Genomic DNA, 24,709 nt, shown 5'->3' with positions numbered 1-24,709 from the left:
TGAACTAAAGGGTTAATGCTTTAAACTCCTTGGTTAAATTGGTCAAGGATTGTTCTATACCCATTCGTTCCAAGGATGAGGCCCCCACAAAACCGTGCAGGCCTTTACAATGTTCCAAAACATATTTTACGTCGGCTGGTGTATTGATCGGCCCTCCATGGGCAAGAAGAAAGGTGTCTGGATTCGATTTTTTCACGGCATCAACAATGCGTTGTGTGCGTTCCAGGGCATCATCCATAGATGCCGAAGCATTGGTAACCCCAATAGATCCGCCGACAGTTGTACCCACATGGGCAATTATGGCATCGGCTCCCACATCGGCCATTTGGATAGCCTCTTCTGGTTTACCCACATATACCACGGAGAACAAGTCCATTTTGGTGGCTAAATCCACCATATCTACTTCTTTTTGAAAACTCATTCCCGTTTCTTCCAGTACCCTTCTAAAATGACCATCTATAATGGAATGGGTTGGAAAATTATTCACACCGGAGAATCCCATATCCTTCACTTTTCCCAAAAAGTGCCACATTCGTCTCCTTGGGTCGCTACCGTGAACTCCACAAATTACAGGAACCTCCTCCACTACGGGTAAAACCTCAAACTCCCCTATTTCCATAGCTACCGCATTGGCATCGCCATAGGCCATCATACCGGCAGTTGAACCGTGACCGGACATTCTAAACCTACCCGAGTTATAAATAATGATTAAATCAGCCCCTCCTTTTTCAATAAATTTAGCACTGATTCCTGTACCTGCACCAGCAGCAATAATTGCCTTTTTTTGATTTACAACTGCTTGTAACCTATCTTTAACTTCTTGTTTTGTGTAGGGGTTTCCTTTCCCTGTCCATGGATTCGGCATAATTTTTCTTTTGATTAGTTGATTATTGTTGAATTTTTATTTGTTGCACTTCATTGAAATTTTCACCAATGCTAGTTTTTGATTATTTCCAACAGGCATTTTACGGACTCAACCGCGAAATTCTCAGTATTGATATTAGAGTCAACCTCTATAACTTTAATATTTTCATTTAGATACTTTTTAAGGGAATGAAACAATTCCTGATCTATTTTAGGATTGTGAAAAACCTCTCCGATTCCTCCAATTTTGGATAACCCTCCCTTGGGAAATAAAACGGTCACGGGAGCCTTGGATTTATTCAGTTTTTCGGCCATAGTCCTTCCAAGAATTCTGTTCTCTTCTTCGTTTGTGCGCATAAGGGTTACATCTGGTGCCCAACTGAATAATTGTCGGTCCTTATATTTTTTCGGAAGTGTATCCAAAGGTCCAAAGTTTACCATATCCAAACACCCTGGGACTATAACTTGTGGTAATCCCATTTTTGACGCGGCTGTCATTCGGTCTGGTCCAGCACTGCATATTCCCCCACAAAGTTCATCGGCCAGTTCGGTAGTAGTAATGTCCAATATAGCATCAAAGTGACCATCCAAGGTTAATCCTTCCATGGTCTTGCCACCGACCCCAACGGAATGGAATGCCAAAACCTCATAGCCTTTATTCTTTAATAACTCCGAACATTTGTCCACACATGCTGTAGTATTGCCAAAAACGCTAATGGCAATGGATCGGCCTTGTCTTTCGTTATTTGAGACCGAGGCCTGCATCATTCCAACAATGGCAGCCGCCCCTTGGCGCATTACTACTCTACTTATACTATTCAGTCCGGCTACATCCACGATTGAAGGCATTAAGGTAATATCCTTAATCCCAATATGTGCGGATAGGTCTTTCGTTGCCAAAGTGCTGATACATAATTTGGGAATACCAAAAGGCAAAGTTTGCATGGCTTTAAGAGCAATGAATGTACCGCCACCGCCTCCCATACCTATGATGGCTTTCACTTTATTCTGAAAAAAAAGATCTGCAATTATACCTGCCGACCCATTTCCCATAACTTCAATAGCCTTACCACGATCGTTTATTTTACGCAGGCTAGTTAGGGAAGCTCCACCTCTTATAGCCACTTTTTCGGCCTCAAAATGTACTGGAAACAAATCGGTAGAGCCCATTACGCCAGTATTTATCGTAATTACACTAGCTCCTTGCTGTACCAAGCAGGTATATAGATAACAAAAATCTTCTCCCTTGGTATCGAAGCATCCCACCATTACAATACTTCCTTCTTTTGACAATTGTTTATTTGGTGTTATACTCATTCCTATTCCTACTAAATATGGCTAAAAGCTTAATTGAAACAAATTATGGTAGACATTATATTTTTGGCACAATCCTGTATAAGTTTTGGGGCCTGCCGAATGGCTTCCTTTAATTCCATTGGCTGATTTACAATGGAATACACAGCGCTTACTCCAATGTTGTAAATCCCGTCTATGTTATCCCCAATTTTTCCAGTAATAACGATTACCGGTACATTGTGTTTTTTTGCCATCTTCGCAATCCCGGATATCGTTTTGCCATGTAAGGTTTGTTCATCAATTTTACCTTCGCCGGTAAACACCACATCGGCCTGCTTTATATATTCCTCGATTTTTAGCGTTTCCAATATTAATCCTATCCCATTTACCAGGCTACCTCCTAAAAAAGCCATTAGCCCAGCACCAGTCCCTCCGGCTGCCCCGGCACCTGGAGTGTCAGAAATATCAAATCCCACTGTAGTCTTAATTATTTTGGCATAATGGGCAAGGTTACGATCTAGTAATTTCAAATCTTCCTTATTTCCACCTTTTTGCCCTCCATATACCATGGAAGCACCGTTTATACCAGTTAATGGATTGGAAACATCACAAGCAACGACAACCTCACAATGTTGAATTTTATTATCAAAATTGGATAAATCTATGGTGTGTAATTCGTTTAAACTACCTCCGCCTTCATTGATCTCTTTCCCCTTATCATTCAAAAATTTGGCCCCTAGAGCCCTTATCATACCCGCTCCTCCATCATTGGTGGCACTACCTCCTATGCCTACTATAATTTTATTACATCCTTTTTCCAGTGCATCCTTAATTAATTGTCCTGTTCCATAGGTGGATGTAGTCAATGGATTCTTTTCAACTTCCTTCAGCAATTCCAAACCAGAAGCTTTGGCCATCTCGATTACTGCAGTCTTGTTATCGTTTAAAATGCCGTATTCGGCCTTTATTTGCCTCTTAAGGGGGTCCAATACAGAAACTGACACTCTTGTTCCTCCAGCACCTGCCATAATTGCCTCCAACACCCCTTCGCCACCATCGGAAATCGGGATTTCATGGATTATGGCAGCCGGCATTACTTTTCGTACCCCTATGGCAATGTTGGCCGCCACTTCCATGGCAGATAAACATTCCTTAAAAGAGTCAGGCGCAATTACAATATTCATTATATCTTGTATTTAATGTTTTATAAACATTTGTCACGCTCTTTACAAATATAGCGTATTAAGCAAGCGTTTTATAACCTAAATTTCACCCAATACATATTATATATTGACCATTACAAAGTTTGTATTCTTTATAATCATTGCTCAAAATTCTGGAATTACTAAATCCTTCTAGTTCACCTTCGATTTTAAGCTTACAAAATCAACCAACAAGGGAAAGGCCGGTTCGGTCATATTGTGTCCATAGCCGTCCATTTCATATTGAGTAATATTTGGGTGTCCCACAACTTTCATCATCCGATAGAAATAGGCATTCTCTTCATAACGCCCTAGCATTTCTTTTTCACGGTCCCCGGTGATCAATAAAGTTGGTGGCGCATTTTTACGTACATGGAATAATGGTGCCCACTTGTCTATAATGGGTTGCTCTCCTGGGATACCTTGTTCTTTTCTTATAGTGAAATGTGTTATGGTATGACCACTAAAGGGAACCAGTCCAGCTACCTTATCCGAATCAATATTGTATTTCTTTAGCCAACTTTTGTCCATGACAGACATCAAGGCCAAATATCCTCCTGCCGAATGGCCAGAAACAATAATCTGATTCGGGTCGCCATTATAACGGTCTATATTTTTAAAGACCCAAGCTATTGCCGCAGTAGCATCCGCAATACAGGTTTCGGCCTTTACCTTGGGAGAAAGCCTATATCCTACTCCTATCACACAGAATCCTTTATTTTTTAAGGCAGATGGAATTTCCTTTTTACCACCGGTTAACCCTCCTCCATGAAACCAAATCACTACGGGTACCTTTGCCTTGCTTTCCGGGTAATAGATATCCACTAGACACTTCTGTTTCATATAGTCCGTTTGGTCAACAGTCTGGGAATCGTAGTAATACACATTATCCAACGTCTTATACTTTGGGTCCTGACCAAAAGCGTATATCGGCATAACCGCCAAAAACATGTAAATGAGTAACTTTTTCATGGAAAAATTGGATTTTGAATTGATTATATGGTTATAAATATTTCTCTAATATCATAAAAACAGATTAAATTAAATAGTCAAATCCTCTAAACTCCCTATTACTTTGCGATATACTTGAGAATTTTCTAATAAATTAAAAAATTGACTTTGTTCAATTCATCTAACTCCCAATGATAATTGAAACTTCTTCATGGATTATGCAAAATATCCACCTAAAGTAATAGCATGTGGGGTGGATGTATTATGTATATTAATGTTTTGATGGTCAATATTTAATCTGTATTCGGTAAAATATAGGTTATATAGCGCCTGTGATATAAGCTATATTTGTAAGAAGCACCTTGTGCTCCAATAAGGATCGAATCAGTTTTTTTTGAATTAATGAGGAAAAAAATGAGACTAAAAAGACATGCAAACAAAGCTGAAATTGATTTTTAATTTCTAATTTTTAGTAGAGGTGTTATAGTTTCCTTGTCTGGATAAGTGCTGTACTCAAATAAAATTATATTTTTAATTATAATATTGTAACTACTGATAAACCAGATAATTATATGCATTTATTTAATGTGTAAATTTAATAAATAAATTTAGTTCCTTGGTGAAATACAAGACTAATTCCATTGGATATAATATCTTTAAAAGCGACCTTGATTTCGGTTTTGTGCAGTTATATTAATCCATTTAAAAGAAAATAAAATATTGAATATGAAAATAGTTATTCTAGACGGATATACTTTAAACCCAGGAGATTTGAGTTGGGAGAAATTAAAGGACTTTGGTGAACTTACGGTGTACGACAGAACTGAATATGACAATGATAAAATTATTGAAACCATAGGCAGCGCTGAAATCGTTTTTACCAACAAGACGCCTCTGCCCAAAGAAATATTGAAAAAAGTACCATCCCTAAAATATATAGGTGTTTTGGCCACAGGGTTCAATGTAGTTGATGTTGATACTGCCAAAGAATTGGGCATTGTAGTGACCAACGTCCCCAGCTACGGAACCACAGCCGTGGCACAAATGACAATGGCCCTACTCTTGGAAATGTGTCATCATGTAGGGGAACACAATCGTGCCGTAAAACAGGGGGAATGGTCTAAAAGCAAGGACTTTTGCTTCTGGAACTACCCTCTCATCGAATTGGACGGAAAAACTATGGGAATTATTGGTTTTGGGAGAATTGGGCAAGCTACCGCCAAATTGGCCCAAGCATTTGGTATGAATATTTTGACGGCAGGAAGCAGTAAGAAGCCTGAACTGGAGACCAGTAACTGTAAACAGGTGGATATGGATGAACTTTTTGCCAACTCGGATGTAATAAGTTTACACTGCCCTCTTACCCCGGAAACCGAGGGTATTATTAATGCTGGCAACATTTCCAAAATGAAGGATGGGGTCATGCTCATAAATACCTCAAGGGGACAATTAATAGTGGAAAAAGATCTAAAAGAGGCTTTGGATTCAGGCAAGATTTCCGGCGCTGCGGTAGATGTGGTTTCCAAAGAACCCATCGACAAGGACAATGAGTTGCTAAAAGCCGAAAACTGTATAATAACACCTCACATCGCTTGGGCTCCAAAAGAGTCTAGAAGTAGATTGTTAAATACTGCTTTAGAAAATTTGGAAGCTTTTTTAAAAGGCAAGCCCGTTAATGTGGTAAATAAATAATAATATTTTCATTTCAAGCAAACACTAAATTATAACCAATGCCAAACAACCTTAAGCAGAAATTACGCGATAACCAAAATATCTACGGGACCTGTATTATTTCGACCTCCCCTATTTGGTCCAAGGTTGTAAAGGGCAGCGGATTGGATTTTGTTTTTTTGGATACGGAACATATTCCTATGGACAGAACGGAACTCACTTTTCTATGTCAGGTGTATACTGCTCATGGTTTGTCCCCAATAGTCCGTATTCCCAGTCCTGACCCTTATGCGGCGTGTATGGCAAAGGATGCTGGTGCGGTAGGAGTCTTGGCGCCCTATATTGAGAGTGTATCTCAAATACAACAAATGGTGGGAGCAACCAAGTACAGGCCGTTGAAAGGAGAGCGATTACAAAATGTACTTGCGGGGAAGGAAGAGCTATCTGTTGAAATGAAGACCTATCTAGAGCAGTTTAACCAGGATAGTTTGTGTTTAATAAACATTGAAAGTACTATTGCCGTGGAGCGTTTGGAGGAACTTCTTAGTGTTCCCGGATTGGATGGGATAGTGATAGGACCCCATGATCTTTCCATAAATATGGGTTTACCGGAACAATATGATCATCCCGATTTTGAAAGCACGGTTAAGGAGATCATTCATAAGGCAAGGAGAAAAGGAATTGCTGCCGGAATACATTTTCCCGCCCATCCAAATTTTCAGATTAAATGGATTAAGGAAGGGGCTAACATTGTATTGCACAGTTCCGACCTGCGACTTTTTAGTCAAAAACTCTCCGAGGATATGAATACTATAAAAGGTGCCGTGGGAGATGCCCAGAATCTATCAGATGATAACGAATTAGCAATATGACCAATTATAAACGCCAATATTAAATCAATTCATTATGAGGGAATTAATCTATTTTATATGAATATAAGCTTTAAACAATTTTTACTTTCACTTTGTTTTATCGGGCTTTTTCCGTCTTCTTTCTTTGGGCAAAAGATAGACATGAGTAAATCTAAAATTATTTGTCTCGAGAAAAAAGATCCTCTGGTTATCAACGCCATATCCGTACTAAAGGATGAAATAGAAAAAAGGAGTGGAATTGTATTGAGCAGGGAAAATAAATTTCCAAAACATTCACAAAACCGTATGGTCATTGGACTTGAAGGGGGATTAAATAAATTCCCAATTGAGTATCAACAACTTTTGGGAACCATGCCCGTAACTAATAAGGAAGGATATAAAATAGCAATGCTGCCCAAAGATAACGTGGTCCTGGTTGTAGGCCATGACTCGAGGGGAGTATTATATGGAATTGGAAAACTTTTGAGGAAATTGGAAATGTATCCGGGACAGATTTTGCTGCCTAACGATGTAAACATTTCGTCTACCCCTAAATTTTCTATCCGGGGCCACCAAATGGGTTATAGACCCAAAACCAATGCTTATGATGCATTTTCTGTTCAGCAATTCGACGACTACATCCGTGATATGGCCATTTTCGATGCCAATAGCATTGAAATAATGCCTCCACGTACCGATGATGATTTCACAAATGTTCATATGAAAATTCCTGCCATTGAAATGATTGCGGAACAATCAAAGATATGTGATCGCTATGGCATGGATGTTTGGATGTGGTATCCCAATATGGGTTCGGACTATACCGATCCAGATTCCTTAAAAGTGGAAATTGAGGAACGACGCCAAGTATTTAAAGCCATTCCCCGTTTGGATGCACTATTTGTTCCAGGGGGAGATCCCGGGGATTTGGAGCCGGATGAATTGTTCAATTGGCTGAAGATAGAAGCAGATGTGTTGCATGAATATCATCCTAATGCCAAAATATGGGTTTCCCCACAGGTTTTTAGACCTACCAAAGCCTGGTTCGATGCCTTTTATGGACATATAAACAAAGAGTACTCTTGGCTTGGAGGGGTTGTCTTCGGTCCATGGATAAAAACTCCCATAAAAGAAATTACGGATCGAATTAATCCAGGTATTCCTATAAGGCGATATCCCGATATCACCCATAATTTAAGCAGTCAATACCCAATTCCACACTGGGATTTGGCTTATGCCATAACCTTGGGACGAGAATCTATCAACCCACGGCCGCAAGACCAAAAAATAATTCATAATGCCTTTGACCAATATGCACAGGGAAGTATTAGTTATTCTGAAGGAACCAACGATGATGTCAATAAAATAATCTGGAGCGATCAGGATTGGGATCCAGAAACCCCGGTTATGGAAACCTTGCGCGATTATGCACGTTATTTTATAGGACCCAAATATACCGAAACCGTATCCCAGGGATTAATGGCTTTGGAAAATAATTTACGAGGCCCCCTACTTAATAACGCTGGTGTAATTACAAGCTTGCAACAGTGGCAGGATATGGAAAAACAGGCTTCCAAGGAGGTCTTAGGAAATTTCCGATTTCAAATGGGACTTATAAGAGCCTATTTTGATGCTTACCAATATAGAAGATTGATTTATGAGACCGAATTGGAACAACACGCTCGAGAAATATTGTCAACAGCCAAAGCTATAGGTCCAATCAACGCTATAGTTGATGCCAAGGATATTTTATATAAGGCAAAAAAGGAACCCGTTATGTCCGAATGGAAAAATAGATGCCTTGCCTTGGCCGATGATTTGTTTGAAAGTATTGGTGCCCAATTGACGGTAGAAAAACATTTCGCAGCAGGTGGACGTGGTAATTTTATAGATAATATAGATGTTCCGTTGAATGATGGCATGTGGTTGATAGATCAACTCGCAATCATTGAAAAAAATGGAAGCGAATCTGAAAAATTGGTAGCTATAAACCAATTATTGGAGCGTAACAATCCCGGTCCTGGAGGGTATTATGACAATTTTGGAACACCTAGGAGTTGGAACCGGGTAGTCTCCAATAAAAGTTATGCAGAGGACCCAGGAGGTTTGAAATCGCCAAGGGTCAGTTTTGGGGTTGGTCTAAAAGGAGAGGAATGGGTACATGAAATTACGGCCATAGGATTTGACGGACATACAACACCATTATCTTGGATGAACCAAGTAACCAGCTTATATGATGAGCCACTGAAGATGATCTATAATGATTTGGACCCCAATGGTTCCTATGTCATTAAAGTGGCATATACAGGTCGTTTCCGTTCAAAAATAAAATTGACGGCGGAGAATACACTTGTGCACGACTTTATCACGACCGGAGTTCAACCTATTTATGAATTTAAAATTCCAACTGCTGCATTACAGGATGGTGTTCTGGAGCTGGAATGGACCTGTGGTGAGGGAGAACGGGGAGCTCAGGTATCCGAAATATGGATAATTAACCAAAATGAATTAATAAAGGAGTAAATCATGGAGGAAAAGAAGAATAAAATGGATAGTAGAAGGAAATTTTTGCTTCAATCGGGGTTGGCTGCGGTGGCTATTCCCTTCACCCAGATTTCCTGTCAACCGTCAAAAGATAAGGTAGTAGAAGTAGAAAATGAGGATTCTTTTGAATTTGCTTTCTTAACGGATATCCATATAAAACCCGAAATGAATGCGCCAAAAGGATTTCAAATGGCCATAGATAAGGTGAATGAATTGAATCCTGATTTTGTAATAACAGGCGGAGATCTTGTCTATGATACCATGCGCGGGAATTACGAACAAAGCGAATCGCTTTTTTCGTTGTACAAAGACATGAGCAAAGGATTTAAAATGCCTGTTTATAACTGTATTGGAAATCACGACTTGTTCGCTATCTATGAAGAAAGCCCGGAATCTGAAGATCATCCCGATTATAAATATGGAATGTGGGAAAGGCATTTCGGGAAGACCTACTACTCTTTTGACCATAAAGGATGGCATTTTATTACCTTAAATTCTTTGGACGTAACGGACAACAAAAGATATAAAGGTTACTTTCATCTAGAGCAATTGGAGTGGTTGAAGCAGGATATTGAAAAAGTGGACAAATCTACGCCCATTGTTATCACCACACACATTCCCATGATATGTACCTATTCACAATTAAATGGAGGTGAGGGAAGTAGAACGGCCAATAATGCTTCGGATGTTTTTAAAATAATGGAAAACCATAATCTGAAATTGGTTCTACAAGGGCATATTCACTGGAAGGAATACGGATTCGTCAATGACCGATTTCATTTTTTAACTGGTGGCTCCATTGCTGGAAACGGATGGAAAGGGAGAAGGCATAATACCAAAGAAGGTTTTGTAAAAATTAAGGTAAGTGGTAATGATTTTTCCTGGGAATATATAGATCACGGTTGGGAAGCGGAAAGGCTTAAATTGGCCGATAACACTATTTAATACTCACAAATTAGCACCTGGATATTTGCCTTTTGGGTAGATTTGTAGAAATGAAGAATACAGTAAATACAGATTTTACCCTTATTGTTGAAGAAGTCTATGTTCCATGTGGCTTAAAAACATCAAACCTGGTTCTGGACAAGGAAAGCAAAGAATATGAGGCCTCCACTTTTAATTTGAACGCTCTCATTATAAAAGCGAGAAGAAGTAAAATCACTCCAAAAAAAATTGGGCAATTCGTTACCCTGTGGAAAAGAAATGTAAACGGGGAAACAATACCATTGGAAGATTCTGAAGAAATAGACCTTATTGTAATCACCTCACGAGAGGAATCACACTTAGGCCAATTTGTTTTTCCAAAAAACCTCCTGATGGAAAAAGGAATTATATCCCACGGTAAAAAGTCGGGCAAACGTGGTTTTCGTGTTTACCCTCCTTGGTCACAACCCGACAACAAAACCGCTCAAAAAACCCAGAAATGGCAACTTGAATATTTTTTGACCATTGAACAAAATTATAAAACGGACCTGCAGAAGGCACGTGCCCTTTATCTGCAGTCGTAAGGGTTGTAAGTAATATTCCTATTACTGGACTAGCCTTTATTCTTTAACGTTAAACAAAATAAATTAATTAATAGTGCTGTACGGCCTACCTTCCCTCCTTCCGTAAAACTTCCAAAGGTGGACTTTTTATAACGCCTATGCTATTCCCCAGACCAATTAGCAAAACAAGCACGGTAATTCCAGGGAACAGCACCAAAAATGGAAATAAGGATGGTGTAAAAGGGGATTCGAATACGAACATAGCCAACAATTGGCTACTTATTAAAGATAGTAGAATTCCAGATAAACCTCCTAAAATACCTAAGTACAGATACTCCAAGGCCACTATTTTCAATATTTGTTTGCTCTTGGCTCCAATAGTCCTTAGAAGTACACTTTCACGTATCCGCTGATATTTACTGGTCCTTACTGCACCCAAAAGCACAATTATCCCCGTAAGGATACTAAAAAAGGCCATAAAATTAATGATCCAAGAAATCTTGTTTAATAAGTTTTCTATAACAACCAGTATTTGTCTTATATCCAGGATGGATACATTGGGAAATTCTTTTACCAATTCCTTCTGAAGAGATGCCGACGCATTTTCATCGGCTACCCTGGTCGTAAGAACTGTAAATTGAGGAGCCTCTTCCAAAATGCCCAAAGGAAAAACAATGGAGAAATTTAGTTGCATACGTCCCCAATCCACCGTTCTTATATTGGCAACAACAGTATTCATGATTACACCTTGTACATTAAAGGTCAATTCGTCCCCAACCCCTACCTTGGCATCCCTCGCAAAGTTGTCGCTAATGGAAATAGGTATTTTTTCCTTAGAAGTTACCTTGGAAACCCATTCGCCAGATTCCAATTTCTCGGATGCAATTAGGCTATCCCTATAGGTTACCCTAAACTCATGGTTTAAGATCCAAGAATTTATGGTAGAAGTGGTATCCTTTCTGATATCGTTTACCCCCTTCCCCTGTATGCTATTTACCCTCATGGTAATAATCGGGATATTGGTCAATACCGGATATCCATCCCGGAGAATGGTATTGGCTACAGCCTCTTTCTGTTCTGTTTGGATGTCCAAAAGAATCATATTTGGACTATTGGGGTCTGTTCCCATAGCCGTCTTGGCCAACAAAAAATCTTTGGTAAAATATAGGGTGCTGATTAGAAATGTTCCTATACCAATTGCCAACACCAATGTGAGGGTTTGGTTCTGGGGTCTAAAAAGGTTCAATAAACTATGACGGGCAGTAAAATTCCAGGAAGTTGGAAAGTATTTCTTTATGGTTTTCATTGCCAATGCGGACAGACCTGCCAGTATAACGAAGGTTATCAAAATTCCAGCCACAAACGACACGGAATATCTCCAATCCTTTAATAACCAATAGGAGAAAAGAAATAAAAAGCCCAAAATTCCCAATGAGACCAACGCCAGTCCTCTCTTAGATCTTGACCGGTCCACTTCCTGTACCCTTAAAGCCTGAAGCGGTGAAACATATAGGGTACTCATTAAGGGGTAAAGGGCAAACAAAATAGACATAAAGAGACCTAACAAAAGACCCATGGCTATAGCTTTTGGCGCCAGGGATATTTGCACATCCACAGGTAGTAGATCCCCTAGAAATATAGGAAACACCTGCTGTAATATTAAGCCAACTATGGTACCAATAATTCCACCTATCAACCCTAGCGCTCCAATTTGTAATAAATAAATTAAAAAAGTTTGTCTTTTGGTTGCCCCTATACATTTTAAAACGGCTACCGATCGTAATTTTTCCTTTATGTAAATGTTGATAGCACTTGCAATCCCAATACAGCCTAAAAGGAGGGCAATAAAAGCGACTAGATTAAGGAATTTTCCAAAATTACCATATCTCCGTCCCAGGTTGGCACTGGTAGAAGTATGGGTGTCCAAATCTGCCCCTTCGGCATCTAAGAGCGGATCCAAATATTTTTCCAATTTTTCTAGATTTGCATCGGGCTGGACAAAATAAAATTCATAGTCCAACCTACTTCCCTTTTGGATCAATCCTGTTTCCTGGATAAACCTATACGGAATTACTACGGGAGGAGCTATAGAACTGAACAGCCCGGAACTCCCCGGTATGGATCTTAAAGAACCCGCAATAGGAAAGGTTACTTCACCAACTTTAATACTATCCCCAGGCTGTAGGTTATATTGTAGCATAACTGTGGCATCCACCAAAGCGGCTCCCTCTTGCTGATAGTTATTCGCTGCTGATACCGGTACCGTCTCCAAAACACCATAAAACGGAAATCCTCCTTCAATACCGCGAACTTGTACCAATTTAGAAGTTCCCGATTTTGGGAAAGCTGCCATGGAGGGAAAATTAATTTCTTTGGCATCAGGTCCCCCAAGGGAGTCCAATATTCCTTCTACCCTTTCGTTGGGAGGATTTCTACTATCCACTATAAAATCGGCTCCCATTAAGGATTTGGATTGTTCCGAAATATTTTTTTTAAGGTTATCACCAAAGGACTGTATAGAGACAACTGCTGCAATCCCCATAATGATAGAGGCCATAAAAAGTAGTAGTTTTCTCCTGCTGGCTTTTCCATCTCGCCATGCCATTTTTAGGAGCCACTGAAACCCGGCCTTCGTAGTGCTGGTATTATTTTTCACAAGGCTGTTGTTTTCTGGTTGGCAATAATCTTACCTCCTTTTAACCTTAAAATGTGTTGGGTTTTGGCCGCCAATTCCAAATCATGGGTTACAATTACCAAGGTAGTGCCGGCATCTGCATTGAGCTGGAAAAGTAATTGTATTACCTTTTCCCCTGTTTCTGCGTCTAAATTACCAGTAGGTTCATCCGCAAATAGGATAGATGGATTATTGGAAAATGCCCTGGCCAAGGCAACACGCTGTTGCTCGCCACCAGAGAGTTGTGAGGGATAATGATGAAAACGATTTTGCAAACCTACCTTGTCCAGTAGTTCCATCCCGTTCTTCATCGCATTTTTATCACCCCTTAATTCCAGTGGAATAGCAACATTTTCTAAAGCAGTAAGTGTTGGCAGTAGTTGGAAATCCTGAAAAACAAAACCGACATGTCTATTCCGAAGTATGGCTCTTTCATCTTCGTTTAAACTTCCCAGCTCGGTACCGCATAAGGTCACCGTGCCAGAATCCGGTTGGTCCAAACCTGCACATAGACCTAATAAGGTGGTTTTTCCGCTGCCAGAAGGCCCTACAATGGAAAAAGAATCCCTCTCTTCCACATCAAAGGTAATTTCCTGCAATACAGTAAGTTTTTTGGAACCACTACTATAGATTTTCCCTAAATTGTTCACGTTTAATATCTTTGCCATATAATGTCTATTTCGTGGTTTTTCTGAAGTAGGCAAAATACAGAAATGATTTTGATTTTAATCCAATATCCCATGCGAACCTTGTTAAGATTTTCTTATTTATTATTTATTTTTTGCGCCTCTTGCGGGAATTTGGGCACCAAGAATCCCGATTCTGAAAAAAAGGAGAATAATGGTTCTGAAAGCATATTTGATACCAAAACTGAAAAAAAGGTGATATTGTTTTTTGGAAACAGCCTTACAGCTGGTATGGGGCTCGACCCCAATGAGGCGTTTCCAGCTTTGATCCAGGCAAAAATTGATTCTTTACAGTTGCCTTTTAAGGTGATAAATGCCGGTTTAAGTGGTGAAACTACTGCAAGTGGCAAAAATAGAATTAGCTGGGTGCTAAATGGGGATATAGACATATTTGTATTGGAACTCGGCGCCAATGATGGTCTTCGTGGTATTCCACTGGAAGAAACGCGCAAGAATTTAGAGGAAATTATAGATGTAGTGCATCAGAAAAATCCAAATACGACCATTATTTTAGCGGGAATGCAAATTCCTCCCAATATGGGGCAGGAATACACCACAGAATTCAAGGATATATTTCCTTCACTTGCGCAAAAGTATGATATTGGTCTAATCCCATTTCTTCTGGAGGATGTGGCAGGAAATCCAGAACTGAATCAGGCAGATGGCATACATCCCACTGCTGAGGGACAAAAGATTGTAGCCAATAATATCTGGCCCATTATTGCCAAGGTTATTAATGAGTGAAGTAGTTTAAGGTGATTAAGGTAGACCTTACATGACATAGCATTCTATTTTCAATTCGCTTATACAATCAATAGGAAGTAATAAAATCATACATATTGGCTAACTTATTGCAATCCTTGTCCAGCCTTTTATAGTTATATTCGCCCAATAAAATTTCTGTTTATTGCCAGTTTACATGTGGGTTCAGAACTCCTTTCCAATAAAATTATCAAATACTTTGGTCCAAAGTACCCAACATACCAACCTATTATTCCTTATTGGGATTAAACTTTCCTATTTAGTTCTTGGAAGTAGGAACTTAGTTAGGGTGAAGATTAAATTGGTTGGGAAACAACGGCAAATACTCGCTTTTAATATAAACCCAATTCTATATATTAATTTATAATCGATTATGATAAGAAACAAAATCACATTTTTATTTACATTTTTATTTGGATTTCTTTCCCTCGTCACCGCTCAGAAAAGTGAAGCTTTATTGGAAAAAAAATCCGTTCCTATTTTTGAGAATGGTGAGGCTCAGGTAATTCCCGGTTTTAGTGACGAAACAAAATGGATAACACATGACCTCTGGGTTGAAACTGAATTTGATACCGACGGGGATGGCAAAAAGGACAGAATGCATGTTTCGGTAACCAGGCCTAACCAAACTGAAACCGAAGGGCTTAAATTACCTATAATTTATATAAGCAGTCCTTATTTTTCCGGCGTTGCCCCTAATTTGCAAGATAGTTTCTGGAATGTAAGGCACGAACTCGGGGCCAGTGCTGGGGAGCGTTTACACCCCGAGGTAGTACGGACTGGAGAAAGGCCTATTATTTCCAATTCCCATATCCAAACATGGGTACCCCGCGGGTATATCGTGGTACATTCCTCTTCCCCAGGAACAGGGCTGTCCCAAGGTTCTCCTACTGTTGGTGGAGACAATGAATCCTTGGCGCCTAAAGCGGTTATAGATTGGTTATGTGGCAGGGCAAAAGGATACACGGAACCTTATGGGAATGAAAAGGTAAGGGCTTACTGGTCTACTGGTAAAGTAGGTATGACCGGCACTTCGTATAACGGAACTATACCCCTGGCGGCCGCCACAACTGGGGTTAAAGGTTTGGAAGCCATTATTCCTATTGCTCCTAACACTTCTTATTATCATTATTATAGATCCAATGGCCTTGTTCGTTCCCCGGGAGGGTATTTGGGTGAGGATATAGATGTACTCTATGATTATATCCATAGTGGTGATGAATCCAAACGGTCATATAGCAATAGGGTTGTTAGGGATACCGAAATGAAAAATGGTATGGATAGGATAACAGGTGATTACAATGATTTTTGGGCAGGACGGGACTATTTAAATGATATAGGCCCCATGAAGGCTGCCTTATTAATGGCGCACGGATTCAATGATTGGAACGTAATGTCGGAACATAGTTATCGAATTTATAAAGCGGCCAAAGCCAAAGGCCTGCCCGCTCAAATCTATTATCACCAGAACGGTCATGGAGGAGAACCACCTTTGACCATGATGAACAGATGGTTTACGCGGTATTTGCACGGTGTTGAAAATGGAGTTGAAGAAGATGCCAAAGCGTGGATCGTTCGTGAAAAAGATGATAAAAAAAGCCCAACGCCATATACGGATTATCCTAATCCTGAAGCAGCTCCCGTAACTTTATATTTGAAAAAAGGTGCCCCCGAGAAAGGCGAATTAAGTACAGAAAAAACGGTAGGGCAAGGTGTGGAAACCTTGGAGGATAATTTTTCGTTTTCTGGAGCTACTTTGGCCCAAGCTGAAAACACAAACCATCGTTTGCTATATGTTACACCTGTTTTATCAAAGGATATCCATATTTCCGGATCTCCGAAAATAAGTATTTCTGTTTCTAGTAATAAAGCTGCCGCCAATTTATCGGTATGGTTGGTTTCCTTGCCTTGGAACGACCGGCACGATGCTAAAATAACGGATAATATTATTACCCGGGGTTGGGCAGACCCCCAAAACCATAGATCCCTTACCCAGAGTGAACCATTGGCAGCTGGGCAATTCTACGATCTAAGCTTTGAACTAATGCCAGACGACCAGATTATACCCAAAGGCCAGCAAATTGGTCTTATGGTCTTCTCTAGTGACAAGGAATTCACGCTCTGGCCTGATCCGGGTACCGAATTATCGGTGGATTTGGATAAAACTTCTATAAGCTTACCTGTTGTGGGTGGAGAAGTAGCTCTAAATATATTTGCAGAATAGCTATCTAAAATGGAAATATAGCCTAAAGCAGACTTGGCTTCATTTTGAAATTTTTGAATTTAACATCATAATAATATCATCTCGGCGACAATAATCATAATCACCCAAAAAAAAACTCCTTTTTCCGTCAGTATTGGAAAAAGGAGTTTTTATATTAAAGAGGAAATATAATTTCCTTGAGATTCGTAAATTCCAAGTTTACTTGCTCAAGTACATCTTACGTCTAGAGTACAAATTGTAAAATTCGTCGTCCTTAAGACTGTCTATAAACAAAATGCTCTCCCCGGTACTCTTCATTTCCGGTCCTAAATTCTTATTTACGTTCGGGAATTTATTAAAGGAAAATACAGGTTGTTTTATGGCAAAACCTTCCAACTGAGGATTAAAGTTAAAATCTTTTACTTTTTTCTCGCCCAGCATCACCTTGGTCGCATAATTTACATACGGCTCCTTGTAGGCTTTCGCGATAAAAGGTACTGTTCTGGATGCTCTAGGGTTAGCCTCTATGATATAAACGATATCATCTTTGATTGCAAATTGAATATTGATCAACCCTACCGTGTTAAGTGCCAAGGCAATTTTCTTGGTGTGGTCCTTTATCTGCTGCATTACAAATTCACCCAAATTAAAAGGCGGCAAGGTAGCGTTTGAATCACCGGAGTGGATTCCACATGGTTCTATATGCTCCATAATTCCGATGATGTATACATCTTCCCCGTCACAAATGGCATCAGCTTCCGCTTCTATGGCGCCATCCAGATAATGATCTAACAACAATTTATTGTTGGGTATTTTTCTTAAAAGGTCTACAACATGTGCTTCCAACTCCTCTTTATTGATTACAATCTTCATTCCCTGTCCTCCCAGTACATAGGAAGGTCTAACCAACAAAGGAAAGTCCAGCTCATCTGAAAGTGCCAATGCTTCATCAGCCGTTTCGGCTACACCAAACTGTGGGAAAGGAATGTTATTTTCCAATAATAAGTTTGAGAAACTTCCTCGGTCCTCAGCCAAATCCAATGCCTTGAAACTGGTGCCGATTATTTTTATTCCGTATTTATCAAGCTTTTCTGCCAACTTAAGTGCCGTTTGACCTCCAAGTTGAACAATAACGCCCTCTGGCTTTTCATGCCTTATAATATCATAGATGTGTTCCCAAAAGACCGGCTCAAAATAAAGTTTGTCAGAGATATCAAAATCCGTGGATACCGTTTCGGGATTACAATTGATCATGATGGTCTCATAACCGCATTCGGAAGCGGCCAACACACCGTGTACACAGCAATAGTCAAATTCTATACCCTGTCCAATTCGGTTGGGCCCAGAACCTAAGACTACAATCTTTTTCTTATCGGTTACAATACTATCGTTCTCCACATATCTTTTTCCGTCCGGAGTTTCTATTTCCGCTTCAAAAGTAGAGTAATAATAAGGGGTCATTGCCTTAAACTCGGCCGCACAGGTATCAACCAACTTGTAAATTCTATTAATATTTAGGGCTACACGTTTGTTGTATACTTCACTCTCGTAGCAATCCAGCATATGGGCTATTTGCCTATCGGCAAAGCCTTTTTGCTTGGCTTCCAACAAAAGATCTTTGGAAAGTGTTTCTATGTTATAGTTGGAAATTTCTTTTTCCAGTTGATAAAGCTCTTCGTATTGCTTTAAGAACCACATATCTATTTTGGTGATCTCATGGATTCTGCTCAAAGGTATCCCCAATTGTATGGCATCATAGATTACAAAAACTCGGTCCCAGCTTGGGATGGTAAGTTTGCTAATGATTTCATCATAATTAGTGTACCCTTTGCCATCTGCTCCAAGACCGTTTCTCTTTATTTCCAAAGACTGGGTAGCTTTGTGCAGGGCTTCTTGAAAAGAACGTCCAATGCCCATTACCTCTCCTACCGATTTCATTTGAAGTCCCAAAGTTCTGTCCGAACCTTCAAATTTATCAAAATTCCAACGTGGTATTTTTACGATAACATAATCCAACGTAGGTTCAAATAAAGCTGAAGTGGATTTTGTAATTTGATTACTCAGCTCATTTAGGTTATACCCAATAGCAAGTTTAGCGGCTATCTTAGCGATAGGATAACCAGTGGCTTTGGATGCCAAAGCTGAAGATCTGGAAACCCTAGGATTTATTTCAATAGCAATAATGTCTTCTTTCTCATCTGGACTTACCGCAAACTGAACGTTACATCCACCGGCAAAATCCCCGATACTGCGCATCATATGAATTGCCATATCACGCATTTTCTGAAAGGTTTTATCAGATAGGGTCATTGCAGGTGCTACAGTGATGGAGTCTCCTGTATGGATTCCCATGGGGTCCATATTTTCAATGGTACAAATAATGACCACATTGTCATTCTTATCCCTTAACAATTCCAATTCGTATTCTTTCCAGCCCATTAAGGCCTTGTCTATCATAACCTCGTGAATTGGGGAAATTTCAAGTCCAAGACTTAGAAGTTCATCAAAATCCTCTGGTTTATAGACTATTGATGCTCCTGCACCACCAAGGGTATAGGAAGCTCGTATTACCAATGGAAATCCAAACTCCTGGGCAATTTCCTTCCCTTTAAGAAAGGAGGTGGCAGTTGCTTGGGGTGCCATGCCTATGCCAATTTTAAGCATCAGCTCACGGAATTTCTCCCTGTCTTCAGTTATATTTATGGCATCAATATCTACACCTATTATCTTTACTCCGTAATCTTCCCAAATTCCTTTAGTATCCGCTTCTATACAAAGATTTAATGCAGTTTGACCACCCATAGTAGGTAAAACCGCATCTATATTGGGATGTTTTTCCAAAATCTCCCTTATAGATTTTGTAGTCAAAGGTTTTAAATAAACATGATCCGCCATGGTTGGGTCGGTCATGATCGTAGCTGGATTACTGTTGATAAGTATGGTTTCTATGCCGTCTTCTCTTAATGATCTTAATGCCTGTGTGCCTGAATAATCGAACTCACAAGCTTGACCAATAACGATAGGGCCGGAACCAATAATTAAAATAGAATTTAAATCTTTTCTTTTGGGCATTTTAATAGTTATTTATAAATATGAAAAAAGGGAATTGGACAAAAAAAAGGTGCTACTTCGGAAAAAGTAACACCTTGTTATTTTAAAAAAACAATTCTATCATTATTTTTTGTGCTTCAGCTCCGAGGATACAGATAGTTTCTTTCTTCCTTTAGCTCTTCTTCTAGCTAGAACTTTTCTACCATTGGCAGTAGCCATACGTTCTCTAAAACCATGTTTGTTTTTTCTCTTCCTTTTTGATGGTTGAAATGTTCTTTTGCTCATCGTAGCGTATTTTTTATAGTATGCTTAAATTTCTTTTGACAATGTTTAAATTTTGCTTCATAGACAGCAAAATCCGGCTGCAAATATACAAAGAGTTTTTTCATTGGCAAATCAAATTAAAAAAATATTTTTTTAGGATTGCCCACCCTAAGGCCCACAGGATTTTATTACTTTTGCATCGGCTTAACCAGAATGATAGTTTAACATGAAGCGCTTTTTATTTTTAATGGTTTGCATCCTTTGTAATACGGGTGTTTTTGGACAAACCACATTACAATATCACTTAAAAAAGGGAGACGTTTTTAAGATCAAACAGGATGCCGAACAAATAATCACACAGGAATTGGATGGCGCGGCCCATGAAATTACGAATCATATTGATGGAATTTTGGAATTTAAAGTGCTTGGTGAGGTCAATAATGGTTATGAGGTAACTTTGACTTTCAAGGATTTAAACCTTAAAATGACCTCCAGTATTCAAGGCGAGTTAATGAATGTGAAGGCGAAAGTGGTCAAGGAAGAAGACATGCAGTCCAAAATATTCAATACTATTTTGAACAATCCAGTGAAAATAGTTTTGGCAAAGAATGGTAATATATTGAAAGTACAGGGCGGTGATAGTCTGGTAGCGAAAATGGCGAGGGCCTCGGGGTTGGAAGATGAATTCGCTATCAATATGATGAAAAAATCCTTGGAAAATGAGTTTGGATCGGAAGCTTTATCCAATAGTTACAAGCAGATGACATTTATTTATCCTGATAAAAAAGTCAATATAAATGACAAATGGGAGAACGCGTATGATGGTAAATTGAAGACCACCAATACCTGGACTCTTAAGAGTATTGTAGACAACAAGACGAAGATTAGTGGAAAGGCCAAGGTATTAATGGATATAACGGATGCCAATACCAGTATGAAACTAAGCGGGACACAGACCACGACGGTCACCGCCGACACTAATTCCGGTTTTATTATAAATATGGTAGTAGAAAGCCTAACGAGTGGGATGTCCACAATGACACAAATGGGCGGAGAAAAGATTCCAACCACTATAAAATCTAAAATTACATACCAATTAATTAAATAGTAATATGTTCAATAAAAATTTAAAAATAGTCATAGCTGCTCTGATTATAGCTTATGCAGTATATCAATTTATAGAAGGTAATATCGGAAATGGGATTTCCTTGATTCTCCTCTCCTCTATTTTTATATTTCTATATTTTAGGAATGAAATTATTTTATTGGCGTTCTTAAGAATGCGTAAGCAAGATTTGGAGGGTACCAAAAAATGGCTCGATAAAATAAAAAATCCGGATGCTGCCCTTACCCAAAAGCAAAATGGGTATTACAATTACTTAAACGGTATTATTTTTTCACAGACAAATCTTACCCAAGCCGAAAAATACTTTAAAAAAGCATTGAAATTTGGCCTTAATATGGATTATGATGTGGCGATGGCCAAATTAAGCCTTGCCGGTATTGCAATGCAGAAACGTAGAAAAAGAGAAGCGACCATGCTATTGAACGAGGCCAAAAAGTTGGACAAACAAAATATGCTGGCAGAACAGATAAAGATGATGCAACAGCAGATGAAAAAAATCTAAGGCCTTGTCCATGATTTTTCCATAGAGCTTTTTTAAAACAGTAGTATTACCTTTGATTTTTCCTGTTACAAGAGCCTAGACGTTCAGAACTTAGGAATAGGGAATATATATAATTTATAATAAGGGAGCCCATAACCTACTAAAGGATTCCTTTAGTTTACGACCAATTCCGCGGTTTATCCACCGGTCTAATGTAACTTCCTCACAATCGGCAATATCCAGTTCAAATTGTTTTCGCATTTGTTCGTTTACCGTCTTGTTATAGATTAATGCATTTATCTCGAAGTTTAGTGAAAAACTACGATAATCCAAATTAGCAGTACCTATACTGGAAAACATCTCATCTATAACGAAGGTTTTGGCATGAATAAAACCCTTGCAATATCTAAAAATAATTATTCCAGAATTTAGACATTCTTCTATATAGGAGTCAGAGGCATATTGTGCTGCCCAGGAATCCGATTCATAAGGTATAATCACTTTAACTTCCACCCCACTCCTGGCAGCTGTGGTCAATGCTGTTAAAATAGCAGCATTGGGCATAAAATAGGGAGTAGTGATCAGTATACTTTTCTTGGCTGTATTAATGGCACAAAACATCGCCTCCATAATATTTGCCCAATCACTATCGGGACCACTGGCAGCGATCTGTATGGCAACAGGCTTCTTGGGCTCAGCTTTATGTTTCGGTAATAATATTTCCTCAATATCCAACTCTTCTTTTGCGGCAAAATTCCAACTTAGTATGAATGAGGATTGCAAGGCTCCAACGGCCCCTCCCGTTATACGGAGATGTGTATCCCTCCAATATCGATCATTTTGGAAGCTGTTGTCATATTTTTGATCCAGATTAATTCCTCCAACATAACCTATATCACCATCGATTACAACAATCTTCCTATGATCCCTATAATTTAATTTGCTGGTAGAATTGGAAAATAGAACAGGCATGAACGCAAAATGTTGAACACCGCTCTTGGTTAATTTTTTCTTATTTTTAGTAGAGATATTACTGCCTACATCATCATAAATCAATCTTACAATCACCCCTTCTTCGGCCTTCTTGCAAAGTATATCTATAATTTGGGTCCCAAGTCCATTATCAAAAAGCACAAAATATTCCAAGTGGATATGATGCTTAGCATTATTCAGATCCTCTCGTAATAATTTAAACTTTGCCTCCCCATTAATTAGGATATCTACCTCATTATCAAAAGTAAGAACTGCCTTATCATTATTCCTTAATAAACGGTAAATCTTGGCGATCCCTTCCCCGAAAACTTCCTCCAAATCTTCTCTCTCCGCACTATTAAGACTAAATTTTTTCTGCCAGCGCTTGAGTCGACTATTATCATTTATGTATTTTTTGTCGAATATCTTATCCTTTCTGTAGTCCTGGCCAAAAAAATAATAACCCAAGAGGCCTAAAAATGGGAAGACGATAAGTGCAAATACGTAGGATAAAGTTTTAACAGGGTTTCTGTTTTTTAAAACAATGAACACCGATAAAATAATCACCAGAATGTAATTGATTCCAATGAGAATGGACCAAATATTATCCCTTACATAAGTTGCCATTATTTGGAAATCTTGTAGTAGCCTTTATTTGGAATTTCTATAGTATATTTCTTTTTAGAAGAGTTATTTAGATGTGGCTCCCTCAACCATGGATTGTGCCTCTTTAAAATCTTGTAGTTTATTTCATATTGATTAGCGAAATCGGCAAAATTGCTCACCGGTTCATTAATTTCAACATTAAAAGTTGGAACAGCGGTATACATATCCTCTTTTTCAAGATGGAATCCGTATTTCTCAGGATTTGATAGTATTTCTTTAATTGCCAAAATTCGAAATACATAACGACCTGTTTCTTCCCCTAAAAGAAGATCGTAGTAGCCATCCGCTTTCTGAATACCCATATACTTTTGAATTCCCCCTGCTCCGGCGTTGTATGCTGCAGCGGCCAAGGTCCAACTACCAAATTTATCTTTTGATCTTTTTAAATACCTACAAGCTACCTCTGTCGATTTTTCAATGTGATATCTTTCATCCACGTTGCCGTTAATTTCCAAACCGTATTCTTTACCGGTAGCGCTCATTATCTGCCAAAAACCTGTTGCGCCCGCAGGAGAAACTACATTTTGAAGTCCACTTTCTGCCAAGGCCAAATATTTAAAATCGTCCGGAATGCCATTCTTAACCAATATAGGTTCTATAATGGGGAAGAACTTATTGGCTCTCTTCATTAACAATAGGGCATTGGATTGCCAATAGGTATTCACCAAAAACTCGCGATCAACACGTTCCATAATCTCTGGATCCTCAAAAGGTACCGCTTCACCGGCGAAATTTAAATCCTCAGGTATCTCAATTGCTGTAATGCGGTAGCCCACATCCCCTCCGTCATTATTCTCAGGTTTGGGATTTTCTATCACCATGGCGGTTTCCTTATACTGGTTTTGTACAGCAAATATTAAGGTACTTCCCACGAAAAAAACTCCCAAAATCATTAAAATATTCTTTATAATTTTCATTTTTTAAATTTTATAATTTATTACTATTTTTTTAAGTCGTA

At 39.0% G+C, this 24,709-nt stretch carries 19 protein-coding genes; 9 read left to right on the top strand and 10 right to left on the bottom strand.

The features are described 5' to 3' along the window. Nucleotides 1-4: 4 nt before the first annotated feature. The 4 genes from H4O18_RS11025 to H4O18_RS11010 all read right to left on the bottom strand — a co-directional run bounded on the left by H4O18_RS11025 (nt 5) and on the right by H4O18_RS11010 (nt 4,334). The gene (locus tag H4O18_RS11025) at nt 5-865 is read right to left on the bottom strand and encodes a phosphoenolpyruvate hydrolase family protein (protein WP_187584462.1); all 861 of its coding nucleotides are present in this window, start codon (nt 863-865) and stop codon (nt 5-7) included. Between the two features lie 71 nt (nt 866-936). Then, entirely contained in the window at nt 937-2,181 is a 1,245-nt protein-coding gene (locus H4O18_RS11020) for a Tm-1-like ATP-binding domain-containing protein (RefSeq protein ID WP_187584459.1), read from the bottom strand. Between the two features lie 29 nt (nt 2,182-2,210). Further along, entirely contained in the window at nt 2,211-3,344 is a 1,134-nt protein-coding gene (locus H4O18_RS11015) for a glycerate kinase (protein ID WP_187584457.1), read from the bottom strand. Between the two features lie 171 nt (nt 3,345-3,515). Further along, nucleotides 3,516-4,334 (bottom strand): alpha/beta hydrolase, encoded by an 819-nt coding sequence (locus H4O18_RS11010; protein ID WP_187584455.1) that lies wholly within the window; start codon nt 4,332-4,334, stop codon nt 3,516-3,518. Nucleotides 4,335-5,039: 705 nt separating this feature from the next. On the opposite strand from H4O18_RS11010, the gene H4O18_RS11005 reads away from it, so the two are divergent. From H4O18_RS11005 to H4O18_RS10985, 5 genes are all read left to right on the top strand, one after another. After that, nucleotides 5,040-6,005, top strand: a complete 966-nt coding sequence (locus H4O18_RS11005; RefSeq protein ID WP_187584453.1) for a D-2-hydroxyacid dehydrogenase — start codon at nt 5,040-5,042, stop codon at nt 6,003-6,005. A 38-nt stretch (nt 6,006-6,043) separates the two neighbouring features. Further along, a complete protein-coding gene (locus H4O18_RS11000; protein WP_187584451.1) occupies nt 6,044-6,856 on the top strand; it encodes an HpcH/HpaI aldolase family protein in 813 nt (270 codons plus the stop codon). Nucleotides 6,857-6,997: 141 nt separating this feature from the next. Beyond that, the gene (locus tag H4O18_RS10995) at nt 6,998-9,358 is read left to right on the top strand and encodes a hypothetical protein (RefSeq protein WP_222942397.1); all 2,361 of its coding nucleotides are present in this window, start codon (nt 6,998-7,000) and stop codon (nt 9,356-9,358) included. A 3-nt stretch (nt 9,359-9,361) separates the two neighbouring features. Next, nucleotides 9,362-10,324: a metallophosphoesterase family protein gene (locus H4O18_RS10990; RefSeq protein ID WP_187584449.1), complete on the top strand. Its 963-nt coding sequence runs from the start codon at nt 9,362-9,364 to the stop codon at nt 10,322-10,324. Nucleotides 10,325-10,374: 50 nt separating this feature from the next. Continuing rightward, nucleotides 10,375-10,887 (top strand): MepB family protein, encoded by a 513-nt coding sequence (locus tag H4O18_RS10985; RefSeq protein WP_187584447.1) that lies wholly within the window; start codon nt 10,375-10,377, stop codon nt 10,885-10,887. A gap of 85 nt (nt 10,888-10,972) precedes the next feature. Here the strand turns inward: H4O18_RS10985 and H4O18_RS10980 are convergent, their stop codons facing one another. Both H4O18_RS10980 and H4O18_RS10975 read right to left on the bottom strand, forming a co-directional pair. Beyond that, nucleotides 10,973-13,471, bottom strand: coding sequence for an ABC transporter permease (locus H4O18_RS10980; protein WP_187584570.1), 2,499 nt, complete (start codon nt 13,469-13,471; stop codon nt 10,973-10,975). Between the two features lie 47 nt (nt 13,472-13,518). After that, the gene (locus H4O18_RS10975; protein WP_187584445.1) at nt 13,519-14,208 is read right to left on the bottom strand and encodes an ABC transporter ATP-binding protein; all 690 of its coding nucleotides are present in this window, start codon (nt 14,206-14,208) and stop codon (nt 13,519-13,521) included. Nucleotides 14,209-14,280: 72 nt separating this feature from the next. On the opposite strand from H4O18_RS10975, the gene H4O18_RS10970 reads away from it, so the two are divergent. Together H4O18_RS10970 and H4O18_RS10965 are read left to right on the top strand one after the other, a co-directional pair. After that, nucleotides 14,281-14,970 carry an arylesterase gene (locus tag H4O18_RS10970; protein WP_187584443.1) on the top strand — a complete coding sequence of 230 codons (690 nt, stop codon included), beginning with the start codon at nt 14,281-14,283 and terminating at the stop codon, nt 14,968-14,970. Between the two features lie 391 nt (nt 14,971-15,361). Beyond that, a complete protein-coding gene (locus H4O18_RS10965; protein ID WP_187584441.1) occupies nt 15,362-17,212 on the top strand; it encodes a Xaa-Pro dipeptidyl-peptidase in 1,851 nt (616 codons plus the stop codon). Nucleotides 17,213-17,410: 198 nt separating this feature from the next. Here H4O18_RS10965 and carB read toward each other — a convergent pair whose 3' ends face one another. Continuing rightward, nucleotides 17,411-20,263, bottom strand: coding sequence for a carbamoyl-phosphate synthase large subunit (gene carB / locus H4O18_RS10960; RefSeq protein WP_187584439.1), 2,853 nt, complete (start codon nt 20,261-20,263; stop codon nt 17,411-17,413). Between the two features lie 102 nt (nt 20,264-20,365). Next, on the bottom strand, nt 20,366-20,527 hold the full coding sequence (rpmH, locus tag H4O18_RS10955; protein WP_026809253.1) for a 50S ribosomal protein L34: 162 nt from the start codon (nt 20,525-20,527) through the stop codon (nt 20,366-20,368). A 205-nt stretch (nt 20,528-20,732) separates the two neighbouring features. Between rpmH and H4O18_RS10950 the strand changes: the two genes are divergently transcribed. Both H4O18_RS10950 and H4O18_RS10945 read left to right on the top strand, forming a co-directional pair. Further along, nucleotides 20,733-21,614 (top strand): DUF6263 family protein, encoded by an 882-nt coding sequence (locus tag H4O18_RS10950; protein ID WP_187584437.1) that lies wholly within the window; start codon nt 20,733-20,735, stop codon nt 21,612-21,614. Between the two features lie 4 nt (nt 21,615-21,618). Continuing rightward, complete coding sequence (locus H4O18_RS10945) at nt 21,619-22,134, top strand: DUF2892 domain-containing protein (protein ID WP_187584435.1); 516 nt, start codon at nt 21,619-21,621, stop codon at nt 22,132-22,134. Between the two features lie 114 nt (nt 22,135-22,248). On the opposite strand, the gene cls is transcribed toward H4O18_RS10945, so the two are convergent. Both cls and H4O18_RS10935 read right to left on the bottom strand, forming a co-directional pair. Further along, nucleotides 22,249-23,712, bottom strand: a complete 1,464-nt coding sequence (cls, locus tag H4O18_RS10940) for a cardiolipin synthase (RefSeq protein ID WP_187584433.1) — start codon at nt 23,710-23,712, stop codon at nt 22,249-22,251. Next, the gene (locus tag H4O18_RS10935) at nt 23,712-24,668 is read right to left on the bottom strand and encodes a lytic transglycosylase domain-containing protein (protein WP_187584431.1); all 957 of its coding nucleotides are present in this window, start codon (nt 24,666-24,668) and stop codon (nt 23,712-23,714) included. Before H4O18_RS10935 ends, cls begins: the two co-directional genes overlap by 1 nt. Between the last annotated feature and the right edge of the window lie 41 nt (nt 24,669-24,709).

This window comes from Arenibacter arenosicollis, from assembly GCF_014397245.1.
In the GTDB taxonomy this organism is placed as follows: domain Bacteria; phylum Bacteroidota; class Bacteroidia; order Flavobacteriales; family Flavobacteriaceae; genus Arenibacter; species Arenibacter arenosicollis.
The sequence above is the reverse complement of the archived record's forward strand: the minus strand, read 5'-3'. Positions and strand labels throughout refer to the sequence as shown.

Coding starts and splice junctions, on each gene's coding strand:
- H4O18_RS10945 (WP_187584435.1), top strand. CDS start 21,619: ATGTTCAATAAAAATTTAAAAATAGTCATAGCTGCTCTGATTATAGCT.
- H4O18_RS10995 (WP_222942397.1), top strand. CDS start 6,998: ATGAGTAAATCTAAAATTATTTGTCTCGAGAAAAAAGATCCTCTGGTT.
- H4O18_RS10950 (WP_187584437.1), top strand. CDS start 20,733: ATGAAGCGCTTTTTATTTTTAATGGTTTGCATCCTTTGTAATACGGGT.
- H4O18_RS11020 (WP_187584459.1), bottom strand. CDS start 2,181: ATGAGTATAACACCAAATAAACAATTGTCAAAAGAAGGAAGTATTGTA.
- H4O18_RS10975 (WP_187584445.1), bottom strand. CDS start 14,208: ATGGCAAAGATATTAAACGTGAACAATTTAGGGAAAATCTATAGTAGT.
- cls (WP_187584433.1), bottom strand. CDS start 23,712: ATGGCAACTTATGTAAGGGATAATATTTGGTCCATTCTCATTGGAATC.
- H4O18_RS11015 (WP_187584457.1), bottom strand. CDS start 3,344: ATGAATATTGTAATTGCGCCTGACTCTTTTAAGGAATGTTTATCTGCC.
- H4O18_RS11005 (WP_187584453.1), top strand. CDS start 5,040: ATGAAAATAGTTATTCTAGACGGATATACTTTAAACCCAGGAGATTTG.
- H4O18_RS11025 (WP_187584462.1), bottom strand. CDS start 865: ATGCCGAATCCATGGACAGGGAAAGGAAACCCCTACACAAAACAAGAA.
- H4O18_RS10985 (WP_187584447.1), top strand. CDS start 10,375: ATGAAGAATACAGTAAATACAGATTTTACCCTTATTGTTGAAGAAGTC.
- H4O18_RS10990 (WP_187584449.1), top strand. CDS start 9,362: ATGGAGGAAAAGAAGAATAAAATGGATAGTAGAAGGAAATTTTTGCTT.
- H4O18_RS10935 (WP_187584431.1), bottom strand. CDS start 24,668: ATGAAAATTATAAAGAATATTTTAATGATTTTGGGAGTTTTTTTCGTG.
- carB (WP_187584439.1), bottom strand. CDS start 20,263: ATGCCCAAAAGAAAAGATTTAAATTCTATTTTAATTATTGGTTCCGGC.
- H4O18_RS11000 (WP_187584451.1), top strand. CDS start 6,044: ATGCCAAACAACCTTAAGCAGAAATTACGCGATAACCAAAATATCTAC.
- H4O18_RS10970 (WP_187584443.1), top strand. CDS start 14,281: ATGCGAACCTTGTTAAGATTTTCTTATTTATTATTTATTTTTTGCGCC.
- H4O18_RS11010 (WP_187584455.1), bottom strand. CDS start 4,334: ATGAAAAAGTTACTCATTTACATGTTTTTGGCGGTTATGCCGATATAC.
- H4O18_RS10965 (WP_187584441.1), top strand. CDS start 15,362: ATGATAAGAAACAAAATCACATTTTTATTTACATTTTTATTTGGATTT.
- H4O18_RS10980 (WP_187584570.1), bottom strand. CDS start 13,471: ATGGCATGGCGAGATGGAAAAGCCAGCAGGAGAAAACTACTACTTTTT.
- rpmH (WP_026809253.1), bottom strand. CDS start 20,527: ATGAGCAAAAGAACATTTCAACCATCAAAAAGGAAGAGAAAAAACAAA.